The sequence below is a fragment of the Siccibacter colletis genome, from assembly GCF_025914095.1.
GTDB lineage: Bacteria > Pseudomonadota > Gammaproteobacteria > Enterobacterales > Enterobacteriaceae > Siccibacter > Siccibacter colletis.
This window is the reverse complement of record NZ_CP074352.1, coordinates 1,180,814-1,193,262: the sequence shown is the minus strand read 5'-3', so window position 1 is coordinate 1,193,262 and position 12,449 is coordinate 1,180,814. Positions and strand designations below refer to the sequence as shown.

The 12,449-nt window shown below is 56.6% G+C and carries 9 protein-coding genes; all 9 read right to left on the bottom strand.

What is annotated here, in order from left to right:
* Nucleotides 1-9 precede the first annotated feature (9 nt).
* Nucleotides 10-1,578, bottom strand: coding sequence for a cytochrome ubiquinol oxidase subunit I (gene cydA / locus KFZ77_RS05720; RefSeq protein WP_264385684.1), 1,569 nt, complete (start codon nt 1,576-1,578; stop codon nt 10-12).
* 823 nt (nt 1,579-2,401) lie between these two features.
* The gene (gene sucD, locus KFZ77_RS05715) at nt 2,402-3,271 is read right to left on the bottom strand and encodes a succinate--CoA ligase subunit alpha (RefSeq protein WP_024548050.1); all 870 of its coding nucleotides are present in this window, start codon (nt 3,269-3,271) and stop codon (nt 2,402-2,404) included.
* Entirely contained in the window at nt 3,271-4,437 is a 1,167-nt protein-coding gene (gene sucC, locus KFZ77_RS05710; protein WP_029592673.1) for an ADP-forming succinate--CoA ligase subunit beta, read from the bottom strand. The genes sucD and sucC overlap by 1 nt, the downstream gene beginning before the upstream one ends.
* 111 nt (nt 4,438-4,548) lie before the next feature.
* Complete coding sequence (gene odhB, locus KFZ77_RS05705; RefSeq protein ID WP_031524956.1) at nt 4,549-5,778, bottom strand: 2-oxoglutarate dehydrogenase complex dihydrolipoyllysine-residue succinyltransferase; 1,230 nt, start codon at nt 5,776-5,778, stop codon at nt 4,549-4,551.
* A 14-nt stretch (nt 5,779-5,792) separates the two neighbouring features.
* Nucleotides 5,793-8,600: a 2-oxoglutarate dehydrogenase E1 component gene (gene sucA / locus KFZ77_RS05700; RefSeq protein WP_031524954.1), complete on the bottom strand. Its 2,808-nt coding sequence runs from the start codon at nt 8,598-8,600 to the stop codon at nt 5,793-5,795.
* Nucleotides 8,601-8,974: 374 nt separating this feature from the next.
* On the bottom strand, nt 8,975-9,691 hold the full coding sequence (locus tag KFZ77_RS05695) for a succinate dehydrogenase iron-sulfur subunit (RefSeq protein ID WP_264386151.1): 717 nt from the start codon (nt 9,689-9,691) through the stop codon (nt 8,975-8,977).
* Nucleotides 9,692-9,707: 16 nt separating this feature from the next.
* Nucleotides 9,708-11,474, bottom strand: a complete 1,767-nt coding sequence (gene sdhA, locus KFZ77_RS05690; protein WP_264385683.1) for a succinate dehydrogenase flavoprotein subunit — start codon at nt 11,472-11,474, stop codon at nt 9,708-9,710.
* Nucleotides 11,474-11,821 (bottom strand): succinate dehydrogenase membrane anchor subunit, encoded by a 348-nt coding sequence (gene sdhD / locus KFZ77_RS05685; RefSeq protein WP_031524948.1) that lies wholly within the window; start codon nt 11,819-11,821, stop codon nt 11,474-11,476. The genes sdhA and sdhD overlap by 1 nt, the downstream gene beginning before the upstream one ends.
* On the bottom strand, nt 11,815-12,204 hold the full coding sequence (gene sdhC, locus KFZ77_RS05680; RefSeq protein WP_031524946.1) for a succinate dehydrogenase cytochrome b556 subunit: 390 nt from the start codon (nt 12,202-12,204) through the stop codon (nt 11,815-11,817). Before sdhC ends, sdhD begins: the two co-directional genes overlap by 7 nt.
* Nucleotides 12,205-12,449 lie beyond the last annotated feature (245 nt).

Genomic DNA, 12,449 nt, shown 5'->3' with positions numbered 1-12,449 from the left:
ACTCCTGTCTTAGCGTGCCGGCTGAGTAGCCACGGTGGACTGCTCGTAGTGATAACGACCTGTTTTCAGACTGCTCGGCCCGAGGCGTGCAAATTTGAACATCAGGAACAGCTCGGCAATCATAAACAGCGTGTAGAGGCCGCAGATCAGGATCATCGAGAACAGCAGGTCGCCGACGGTCAGGGAGGAGTTCGCCACCGCGGTCGGCAGCACCTCACCGATAGCCCAGGGCTGACGGCCATATTCGGCAACAAACCAGCCTGATTCGATAGCAATCCACGGCAGCGGGATACCGTACAGCGCCGCGCGCAGCAGCCATTTTTTCTCGCCGATGCGGTTACGAATCACGGTCCAGAACGCGACGCCGATAATCAGCAGCATCAGGATGCCGCAGGCCACCATCAGACGGAAGGCGAAATAGAGCGGCGCAACGCGTGGGATGGAGTCTTTCGTCGCCTGTTGGATCTGGGCTTCGGTAGCGTCAGAGACGTTCGGGGTATAGCGTTTCAGCAGCAGACCATAGCCGAGGTCTTTTTTGATGCTGTTGAAGTCATCGCGCACGCTCTGATCGGTAGAGCCGGCACGCAGCTGCTCAAGCAGCGCATAAGCCTTCATACCGTTACGGATACGCTCTTCATGCTGCACCATCAGATCCTTAATACCGATAACCGGGGTATCAACGGAACGGGTGGCGATAATGCCCAGCGCGTACGGGATCTGAATGGCGAATTTATTCTCCTGCGCCTCCTGATCCGGAATACCAAACAGGGTAAACGACGCCGGTGCCGGCTGGGTTTCCCACTCCGCTTCGATAGCGGCCAGTTTGGTTTTTTGCACGTCCCCCATTTCGTAACCGGACTCATCACCCAGCACGATAACAGAGAGGATCGCCGCCATACCGAAGCTGGCAGCAATGGCGAAGGAGCGCTTCGCGAAGGCAACGTCGCGGCCGCGCAGCAGGTAGTAAGCGCTGATGCCGAGGATAAACATCGCGCCGCAGGTATAGCCTGCCGCCACGGTGTGCACGAACTTCACCTGCGCAACCGGGTTCAGTACCAGCTCGGAGAAGCTCACCATCTCCATACGCATGGTTTCGAAGTTGAAGTCGGAGGCGATAGGGTTCTGCATCCAGCCGTTCGCCACCAGGATCCACAGTGCCGAGAGGTTAGAGCCAAGCGCGACCAGCCAGGTCACCGCCATGTGCTGTACTTTGCTCAGGCGATCCCAACCGAAGAAGAACAGACCGACAAAGGTCGATTCGAGGAAGAACGCCATCAGGCCTTCAATGGCCAGCGGCGCACCGAAGATGTCACCCACATAGTGCGAATAATAAGACCAGTTGGTTCCGAACTGGAATTCCATGGTCAGACCGGTCGCCACGCCCAGCGCAAAGTTGATACCAAACAACTTGCCCCAGAATTTGGTCATATCTTTATAGATTTGTTTGCCGGAAAGCACATAGACCGTTTCCATAATGGCCAGCAGGAACGCCATACCCAGCGTGAGCGGCACAAAAAGAAAGTGGTACATTGCGGTCAAGGCAAACTGTAAGCGCGACAGTTCGACAATATCTAACATCCTGACTCCTTGCTCTTCGCATGAAGACTTCGAGCGCAAAACTTAATTAAAAGCTTCGCAGCGCATGCCCCAATAGAAAAATTTGCTTCCAGAAATCCCGGCCATTCACAATAAATGTGAATAGTGAGATGGAAAGGTTACAAATTGGTTAATAAAAACTGGAATTGATTTCGCCAATATATTACGCCGCAATCCCCTCACAATAAACAGGTTTTTGCGCTGTCATTTCTGCGTTTTACGACGTCGATCAATTTCCCGCCAATTTAGCACGAAACGGCTGGTTTGATCTGCCGCAATTTTACTTTTGAAGCAGAAAAAAACGCGTCTGAAATATTGATTAAGATCAATTTTATACGTCTTTGTTAACGATGTTTTTCCCGGCAGCTCAAGCGGTAACAGTTATGTTGCCATTATGTTTAATATTTGACGTTAACCCGTTAGCGGCTGGCGTTAATTATAAAGCTGCATTATTTAATTTATGTGAGGTGATAATAAAATTGAGCATCAAATATTAATTAACTGTTAAATCCATCACGTTTCAACCCACATAAATAAAGGACCTGACTTATTACAAATTATTCACCACAGATAGCATATATTTAACACTTATTATCGGTTAATTAACGCCACATATTTCCGGCTCGCGTTTAATTATGTATACGGCTGAACAACAGCGTCTATTGGCGTTAATCAGGGCGTGCTACCGGTGCAGATGGCCCACAGTACCGCTTTACAGGCAAAAAAAAGCCACCCGAAGGTGGCAACCATGTCGAAAAGCTTCTTCGAATAGTAAACCCTCCGCAGTACGGAGGGATGAGAGTAATTATTTGAGAATCGTTTTCAGCGCATCGCCGATGTCGGCGAGGCTGCGTACGGTTTTCACGCCTGCAGCTTCCAGCGCGGCAAACTTCTCGTCAGCCGTACCTTTACCACCGGCAATGATTGCCCCGGCGTGGCCCATACGCTTGCCTTTCGGCGCGGTAACGCCCGCGATGTAGCCCACAACCGGCTTAGTGACGTGGTCTTTGATGTATGCCGCCGCTTCTTCTTCCGCGCTGCCGCCGATCTCACCGATCATCACGATCGCTTCGGTCTGCGGGTCTTCCTGGAACAGCTTCAGGATATCAATGAAGTTAGACCCCGGGATCGGGTCGCCGCCGATGCCCACACAGGTGGACTGGCCGAAACCGTAATCGGTGGTCTGCTTAACCGCTTCGTAGGTCAGGGTGCCGGAGCGCGACACGATACCTACTTTGCCTGGCTTGTGGATGTGGCCCGGCATGATGCCGATTTTGCATTCGCCTGGGGTGATAACACCCGGGCAGTTCGGGCCGATCATACGCACGCCAGCTTCATCCAGCTTCACCTTCACGGTCAGCATATCCAGCGTCGGGATACCTTCGGTGATGGTGATGATCAGTTTGATGCCTGCATCAATGGCTTCCAGAATGGAGTCTTTGCAGAACGGAGCCGGTACGTAGATAACGGACGCGGTCGCGCCGGTCGCTTCTACCGCTTCGCGCACGGTGTTGAACACCGGCAGGCCGAGGTGCGTGGTGCCGCCTTTGCCCGGCGTTACGCCGCCGACCATCTGGGTTCCGTAGGCAATCGCCTGTTCGGAGTGGAAAGAGCCCTGGCTGCCGGTGAAGCCCTGACAGATGACTTTGGTATTCTTATCGATCAAAACAGACATTATTTCCCCTCCACGGCAGCAACAACCTGCACTGCTGCATCCGTCAGACTTTGTGCTGCAATAATATTCAGACCGCTTTCTGCCAGCTTCTGTGCGCCCAGCTCGGCGTTGTTACCTTCCAGACGAACCACGACCGGTACGTTAACGCCCACTTCTTCCACCGCGCCGATGATACCGTCGGCGATCAGGTCGCAGCGCACGATACCGCCGAAGATGTTAACCAGTACGGCTTTCACTTTGTCGTCGGAGAGGATGATTTTGAACGCTTCGGTGACGCGCTCTTTGGTCGCGCCGCCGCCCACGTCAAGGAAGTTCGCCGGGTCGCCGCCGTGCAGCTTAACGATGTCCATGGTGCCCATTGCCAGGCCCGCACCGTTAACCATGCAGCCGATGTTGCCATCCAGCGCCACGTAGTTCAGTTCCCACTGCGCAGCGTGAGATTCACGCGGATCTTCCTGCGAGTGGTCGCGCATTTCGCGCAGATCCGGCTGGCGGAACAGGGCATTGCCGTCGGCGCCCAGTTTTCCGTCGAGGCAGATCAGATCGCCCTGCTTCGTGATAACCAGCGGGTTGATTTCGATCAGCGCCAGGTCACGCTCGAGGAAGATGGTCGCCAGACCCATAAAGATTTTGGTGAACTGCTGAACCTGCTTGCCTTCCAGGCCCAGTTTGAACGCCAGTTCGCGACCCTGGTACGGCATCGGGCCGGCCAGCGGATCGAGGGCGATTTTGTGGATCAGGTGCGGGGTTTCTTCCGCCACTTTTTCAATTTCCACGCCGCCTTCGGTAGAGGCCATGAACACCACGCGACGGGAGCTACGGTCAACCACCGCGCCCAGGTAAAGCTCTTTATCAATATCGGTTGCCGCTTCAACCAGGATCTGGTTAACCGGCTGACCGTTGGCGTCTGTTTGGTAGGTCACCAGACGCTTGCCCAGCCACTGCTCGGCGAACGCGCGAATATCTTCTTTGCTGTTTACCACTTTCACGCCGCCCGCTTTACCGCGGCCGCCAGCGTGAACCTGGCATTTTACTACCCACGGACCAGCGCCAATTTTGGACGCCGCTTCTTCAGCTTCACGCGGGGTATTACAGGCATAACCTACCGGAGCCGGCAGGCCATAACGGGCAAACAACTGCTTTGCCTGATATTCGTGTAAGTTCATGAGTTCTGTCCATCAAGAGTGTAGAGCTTCACGCTCGGAGTATGGAAAATGCCGCCCCGCAGCGGGGCGACGAGAAAATCAATACCGGCGGGAGTTGCCCCCCGCACCGGGCTACACGTCCAGCAGCAGACGCGTTGGATCTTCCAGCAGCTCTTTAATGGCTACCAGGAAGCCTACGGATTCACGACCATCAATCAGGCGGTGATCGTAAGAGAGCGCCAGATACATCATCGGCAGGATCTCAACTTTGCCGTCAACCGCCATCGGGCGATCTTTGATGGCGTGCATCCCGAGGATGGCGCTCTGCGGCGGGTTGATGATCGGCGTGGACATCAGGGAACCGAACACGCCGCCGTTGGTAATGGTGAAGTTACCGCCGGTCAGGTCTTCCACGGTCAGCTTGCCGTCGCGGCCTTTGATCGCCAGATCCTTGATGCGTTTTTCGATGTCGGCCATGCCCAGCACGTCAACGTCGCGCAGAACCGGGGTCACCAGGCCACGCGGCGTGGAAACCGCCATGCTGACGTCGAAGTAGTTGTGGTACACCACATCTTCACCATCGATGGAGGCGTTCACTTCCGGGAAGCGCTTCAGGGCTTCAACCACCGCTTTCACGTAGAAGGACATAAAGCCCAGGCGGATGCCGTGACGTTTTTCGAAGGCGTCGCCGTACTGCTTGCGCAGATCCATGATCGGCTTCATGTTCACTTCGTTGAAGGTGGTCAGCATCGCGGTAGAGTTTTTCGCTTCCAGCAGACGCTCGGCCACGCGCTTGCGCAGACGGGTCATCGGCACGCGCTTCTCAGAGCGGTTGCCGGCCACCGGCTGTACTGCCGCCGCCTGCTGCTCAGGCGCTTTGGCGCTTTCCGGCTGCGCGGATTTCGCTTTCGCCAGATGTTTTTCCACGTCTTCACGGGTCAGACGGCCACCGACGCCGGTGCCTTTGATCGCGTCCGCATCCAGGGTGTGCTCAGCCAGCAGGCGACGGATCGCCGGGCTGAGGGCATCGTTGCTCTCTTCGCTCAGCGAGGCCTGCTGGCGCTGCGCCGGCGTGGTCTCGTTGCTGTCAGATTTCGCGCTGCTCTCTTTGCCGCCGCTGTTGCCTTCACGCAGGCGGCCCAGGATCTGACGCGAAGTGACGGTTGAACCTTCCTCTTCCAGCACGGCATCAAGGATACCGTCCGCGGACGCCGGCACTTCCAGTACCACTTTGTCAGTTTCGATTTCTACCAGCACTTCGTCGCGTTGGACGCTGTCGCCCGGTTTTTTATGCCAGGTGGCTACGGTTGCATCGGCAACGGATTCAGGCAGGTCAGGAACAAGAATATCTACGCTACTCATTATTTATCCTTTAATTAATCGACGTTCAGCGCGTCATTGACCAGATCTTGCTGCTGTTTCTGGTGAACGGACATATACCCTACCGCCGGGGAGGCAGAGGCCGGGCGGCCTGCATAACGCAATGCAGATCCAAACGGAATCACTTCGCGGAAATGGTGCTGGCTGCAGTACCAGGCGCCCTGGTTGAGCGGCTCTTCCTGGCACCAGACGAAATCATGCACGTGAGCGAACGGCTTCAGCGCTTCCTGCACCGCGTGATGCGGGAACGGATAGAGCTGTTCGATACGCACGATGGCAACGTCTTTTTGATCGTTCTTACGGCGTTGCTCCAGCAGGTCGTAATAAACCTTACCAGAACAAAGGACTACGCGCTTCACGCCCTGCGGATCGAGCTCGTCGATCTCGCCGATGGCTGGCATGAAGGTGCCGTTCGCCAGTTCGTCGAGGCTTGAAACCGCAAGCGGATGACGCAGCAGCGATTTCGGTGACATCACCACCAGCGGACGGCGCATACCGCGCAGCGCCTGACGACGCAGCATGTGGTAAACCTGCGCCGGCGTGGACGGGACGCACACCTGCATGTTCTGTTCAGCGCACAGCTGCAGATAACGCTCCAGACGCGCGGAAGAGTGCTCCGGGCCCTGGCCTTCATAGCCGTGCGGCAGCAGCATCGCCAGACCGCACATACGGCCCCACTTCTGCTCGCCGGAGCTGATGAACTGGTCAATAACTACCTGCGCACCGTTGGCGAAGTCGCCGAACTGCGCTTCCCAGATGGTCAGCGTGCGCGGCTCAGCGGTGGCGTAACCGTACTCAAATGCCAGCACCGCTTCTTCAGACAGCACCGAGTCCCAGACCTTAAACTGGCCCTGGCCGTTGTGAATGTGCTGCAGCGGCGTATAGGTTGAGCCGTTGGTCTGGTTATGCACCACGGCGTGGCGGTGGAAGAAGGTGCCGCGCCCGGAGTCTTCACCGGACAGGCGAATCGGAATGCCCTCATCAACCAGCGTGGCGTAAGCGAGGTTTTCCGCCCCGCCCCAGTCGAACATTTTTTCGCCCGCTGCCATTGCCTGACGGTCGGCATAGATTTTTGCCACGCGGGACTGCATCTCGATGGCTTCCGGCACGGTGGCGATACGCTTCGCCAGCTCCTGCAGGCGCTTCATCTCAACCTTATTCGGGTAGCTTTCGTCCCACTCGTGGTTCAGGTATGGCGACCAGGTGAAGGAGTGCATGTTCATCGGACGCAGCTCTTTCACCACGCACTCGCCGGCATCCAGCGCGTCACGGTAGAGGTTCACCATCTCGGTGGCGTCTTCCAGCGAAGCGACTTTTTCCTGCTCCAGACGGTCAGCGTAAAGTTTACGCGGCGTCGGGTGCTTTTTGATTTTCTGGTACATCAGCGGCTGGGTTGCGCTCGGCTCATCGGCTTCGTTATGGCCGTGACGGCGGTAGCACACCAGGTCGATAAACACATCGCGTTTGAAGGTGTTACGGAAATCCAGCGCCAGGCGGGTGACAAAGGCTACCGCTTCCGGATCGTCCGCGTTAACGTGGAAGATCGGCGACTGCACCATTTTACCGATATCGGTGCAGTACGGGGTCGAGCGGGCATCAAGCGGGTTCGAGGTGGTGAAGCCCACCTGGTTGTTGATAACGATACGCACGGTACCGCCCACTTCGTAGCCGCGTGCTTTGGACATGTTCAGGGTTTCCTGCACCACGCCCTGCCCGGTCACCGCCGCGTCACCGTGAATGGTGATCGGCAGTACTTTATTGCTGCTCGGCTCGTCCAGGCGATCCAGACGGGCACGAACGGAACCCATTACCACCGGACTGACAATTTCAAGGTGCGACGGGTTGAACGCCAGCGCCAGGTGCACCAGGCCGCCGTCGGTTTCGATATCGGAGGAGAAGCCCATGTGGTACTTCACGTCCCCGGTGCCGAGGTGTTCTTTATGTTTGCCCGCGAACTCGTCAAACAGCTCCTGGGATTTTTTGCCCAGCACGTTAATCAGCACGTTGAGACGGCCGCGGTGCGCCATACCCAGCACCACTTCACGGGTGCCGCTGTTGCCGGCGTGGCGGATCATCTCTTTCAGCATCGGCACCAGCGCATCGCCGCCTTCCAGCGAGAAGCGCTTCGCACCCGGGAATTTCGCGCCTAAGTAGCGCTCCAGCCCTTCGGCGGCGGTCAGCTCGCTGAGGAAGCGTTTTTTCTCTTCGACGCTGAAATTAGCCTGACCGGCAACGGATTCGATACGCTGCTGGATCCAGCGTTTCTCTTCGGTGCTGGTAATGTGCATGTACTCAGCGCCGATAGAGCCGCAGTAGGTCTGCTTCAGGGCTTCCAGCAGCTCGCCAAGCTTCATGGTCTCTTTGCCGATGGCAAAGGAGCCGATGTTAAAGCTTTCCTGGAAGTCGGCGTCGGAGAGGTCGTGGAACGCCGGGTCGAGATCCGCAACGCGGTCCTGTTTCCACAGTCCGAGCGGGTCGAGGTTAGCGTGCTGATGGCCGCGGAAGCGGTACGCGTTAATGAGCTGCAGGACTTTAACCTGCTTCACATTGGTGTCCGGGTCGGACACTGAGGAGGAGTAACGTGTGGCATCTTTCGCCAGGCGGCGGAAATAATCACGCGTTTTGGAGTGGAACTGATCCGGTCTGGCCCCGGTGCCAGGTAACTGCTGGAACATGGAGCGCCAGTGGGCGTCCACTGAGTCAGGATCGGTTAAGAAGTCTTCATAGAGCTGTTCTATCCAGCTCTGGTTAGAACCAGAGAGATAAGAAGAGTCCAGCCAGGCTTTCATTGCGCCGTTCTGCATCGTGATCCCTTAAGCATCTGTATGCTTACTTCGCCGTGGATAACTACATCGCGCACTTATCAGCGCACGCACCAGGGTTCACCTGCGAGCTCTTCTCATGGGGCCCGCGAAGGAACCTTTAAAAACTGCCATTAATCTTCTTCGTTCAGGCTGCGACGTCGCTGGTTGCCTTCGCTTACCCCAGTCACATAGTTCACTATGCTGCTGGGGATGCGCTCAGTTGCCGCCTTGTCTCGCTCTGAACGCCTCGATTACTGGTACTACTGTGTAGCGGTTTTTAAAGGTTTCCTGCTTTTCCCTCTCCCCTCAGGGAGGGGGGCATTTTTTGTAGGGCGGGTAAGCGTAAGCGCACCCGCCACTACCACAACACTTACTTACGCGCTGCGCTGTAACAACATCGATTTGATGTGGCCGATGGCGCGCGTCGGGTTCAGCCCTTTCGGACACACACTGACGCAGTTCATGATGCTATGGCAGCGGAATACGCTGAAAGCGTCACTTATGCCGTCGAGGCGGCTGTCGGTTTCGGTATCGCGGCTGTCGATCAGGAAGCGATACGCGGCCAGCAGGCCCGCCGGGCCAACGAACTTGTCAGGGTTCCACCAGAATGACGGGCAGGAGGTCGAGCAGCAGGCGCACAGAATGCACTCGTACAGACCATCCAGCTTTTCACGCTGATCGGGAGATTGCAGATGCTCTCTCGCCGGTGGATTTTGCCCATTATTCAATAAGTAAGGCTTAATCTTCTCATATTGGGCATAGAATTGCCCCATGTCCACCACCAGATCGCGGATAACCGGCAATCCAGGCAGCGGGCGGATAACAATTTTCTGCTTGCCGGCCCCGAGCGCGGAAACCGGGGTAATGCAGGCGAGGCCATTCTTACCGTTCATGTTCAGACCGTCGGAACCACATACCCCTTCGCGGCAGGAGCGGCGGAAGGAGAGGCTCGGGTCTTTCTCTTTGAGCAGCATCAGGGCATCGAGCAGCATCATGTCGCGCCCCTCTTCCTGCTCAAGGGTGTATTCCTGCATCCGCGGCGCGTCATCGACGTCCGGGTTATAGCGATAGATTGAGAATTCGAGTTTCATCACCGTCTCTCCGCAATTAGTAAGTACGCACTTTCGGCGGGAATGCCGGACGCAGTTTCGGCTCCATGTTCACCTCACGGCGCGTCATGGATTCGCTTTGCGGCAGATACAGGGAGTGGCACAGCCAGTTTTCATCATCGCGATCCGGATAATCGAAACGACTGTGCGCCCCGCGGCTTTCAGTACGGAAGTTCGCAGAGACCGCCGTGGCAAACGCGGTTTCCATCAGGTTATCCAGCTCCAGGCACTCGACGCGCTGGGTATTGAACTCGCTGGAGGTGTCATCCAGACGGGCGTTTTTCAGGCGCTCACGGATGGACTTCAGCTGCTCAAGCCCTTTGGCCATCGCATCGCCTTCGCGGAATACCGAGAAGTTATGCTGCATGCACTCCTGTAGCGCTTTACGGATCTCCACCGGATCTTCGCCGTCGCGGTTGTTGTTCCAGCGGTTGAGGCGCGCCAGCGAGGCTTCAATGTCTGATTCGCTGGCATCGCGCAGCGGACCCTGCTCGGCGATGGACTCCTGCAGATGCAGACCGGCTGCGCGGCCAAACACCACCAGGTCGAGCAGCGAGTTGCCGCCGAGGCGGTTCGCGCCGTGTACCGATACGCAGGCGATTTCGCCGACGGCAAACAGACCCGGGATCACCACGTCTTCGCCCTGCTCGTTTACGGTCAGCGCCTGGCCGGTCACTTTGGTCGGAATGCCGCCCATCATGTAGTGGCAGGTCGGAATAACCGGAATCGGCTCTTTCACCGGGTCAACGTGGGCAAAGGTACGGGAGAGTTCAAGGATGCCCGGCAGACGGGATTCGAGCACGTCTTTGCCAAGATGATCGAGTTTCAGTTTCGCGTGCGGACCCCACGGGCCGTCGCAGCCGCGGCCTTCGCGGATTTCGATCATGATGGAGCGCGCCACCACGTCACGACCCGCCAGATCTTTAGCGTTCGGAGCATATCGCTCCATGAAGCGTTCACCGTGTTTGTTCAGCAGATAGCCGCCTTCACCGCGGCAGCCTTCGGTCACCAGGACGCCAGCCCCGGCGATGCCGGTCGGGTGGAACTGCCACATCTCCATATCCTGCACCGGCACGCCTGCGCGCAGCGCCATGCCAACGCCGTCGCCGGTGTTGATGTGGGCGTTAGTGGTAGACTGGTAGATACGGCCTGCCCCGCCGGTTGCCAGCACGGTCGCGCGAGCTTTGAAGTAAACCACTTCACCGGTTTCGATGCACAGCGCAGTACAACCCACCACCGCACCGTCCTGGTTTTTTACCAGATCGAGCGCGTACCATTCCGAGAAGATAGTGGTCTTGTTTTTCAGGTTCTGCTGATAAAGGGTGTGCAGGAGGGCGTGACCGGTACGGTCAGCAGCGGCTGCGGTGCGCGCTGCCTGCTCGCCGCCGAAGTTTTTCGACTGGCCGCCGAACGGACGCTGATAAATTTTACCGTCATCAAGACGAGAGAACGGCAGACCCATGTGCTCAAGCTCAAGGATCGCTTCCGGTCCGGTTTTACACATGTATTCGATAGCGTCCTGGTCACCGATGTAGTCGGAACCCTTAACGGTATCGTACATGTGCCATTCCCAGTTATCTTCATGGGTATTGCCGAGGGCAACGGTGATACCGCCCTGCGCGGACACGGTGTGAGAACGGGTAGGAAACACTTTGGAGAGCAGCGCACAGGTCTGGCCGCTCTGGGAAATCTGTAACGCCGCGCGCATACCTGCGCCGCCTGCGCCTATAACAACAGCATCAAACTCTCTGACTGGCAAATTCATCACACACCCCACACCACAACGAATCCATAAATAACGTAAACCAGCAACGCCAGAACCACCGCCAGTTGCAGGAACAGACGCAGCGCAACGTGTTTAACGTAGTCGGTAAACACCTGCCACATGCCAATCCAGGCATGAATCAACACCGAGAACAGCGTCAGCAGGGTGAATACTTTGGTGAAGGCGGAAGCGAAGAAGCCGCTCCAGATCTCGTAGGTCAGCTCGCCGTTCAGGGCGAAGAAACCGATCAGATAGACGATATACAGGGTGATAACAATGGCTGTGGCGCGTACCAGAATAAAATCATGAACGCCATTGCGACCCAGTGCGGAAGCGTTGCTTACCATACGAGGACTCCTGCGAGAAGCGAAAGCACGACGGTGATAACGAAGGAAAGGTTAGCGGAGCGTTTACCTGACGCGAAGGTCTCTTCCAGATAGCCAAAATCCATCAGCATGTGACGTACGCCGCCGACGACGTGATACGCCAGTGCGGTGAGAATGCCCCACATAATGAATTTGACGAAGAAGCTGTCCATGATGGAGGACGCGGCCAGAAAACCTTCGGGTGAAGAGAGCGACAGCCCCAGCAACCAGAGCAGAATACCGACCGCCACAAAGGTGATCACGCCGGACACGCGGTGGAGGATGGATGCTATAGCCGTTACAGGAAACCGGATCGTTGTCAGATCCAGATTAACAGGTCTTTGTTTTTTCACGGTTATGCCCACATTGCTGTTCTTATTGTTTCCTACCTCCGGGTCTGCTAACCGGGTCAGACAGCGTCACTTTTCTATAACTCTGCGTCATGCAAAAACAACTGCTTCCAGATGTTAAAACGACGGGTTACTACGCTGGGTGGCTCCTGATGCAGGGGTTTCCGGAGACCTGGCGGCAGTATAGGCCGTTCACAATATCATTACAATTCACCTACAAATTGTTTGGTGTCTTTTGCTCTGAACAGTGACCAGGATCA

Coding starts and splice junctions, on each gene's coding strand:
- cydA (WP_264385684.1), bottom strand. CDS start 1,578: ATGTTAGATATTGTCGAACTGTCGCGCTTACAGTTTGCCTTGACCGCA.
- sucD (WP_024548050.1), bottom strand. CDS start 3,271: ATGTCTGTTTTGATCGATAAGAATACCAAAGTCATCTGTCAGGGCTTC.
- sucC (WP_029592673.1), bottom strand. CDS start 4,437: ATGAACTTACACGAATATCAGGCAAAGCAGTTGTTTGCCCGTTATGGC.
- odhB (WP_031524956.1), bottom strand. CDS start 5,778: ATGAGTAGCGTAGATATTCTTGTTCCTGACCTGCCTGAATCCGTTGCC.
- sucA (WP_031524954.1), bottom strand. CDS start 8,600: ATGCAGAACGGCGCAATGAAAGCCTGGCTGGACTCTTCTTATCTCTCT.
- KFZ77_RS05695 (WP_264386151.1), bottom strand. CDS start 9,691: ATGAAACTCGAATTCTCAATCTATCGCTATAACCCGGACGTCGATGAC.
- sdhA (WP_264385683.1), bottom strand. CDS start 11,474: ATGAATTTGCCAGTCAGAGAGTTTGATGCTGTTGTTATAGGCGCAGGC.
- sdhD (WP_031524948.1), bottom strand. CDS start 11,821: ATGGTAAGCAACGCTTCCGCACTGGGTCGCAATGGCGTTCATGATTTT.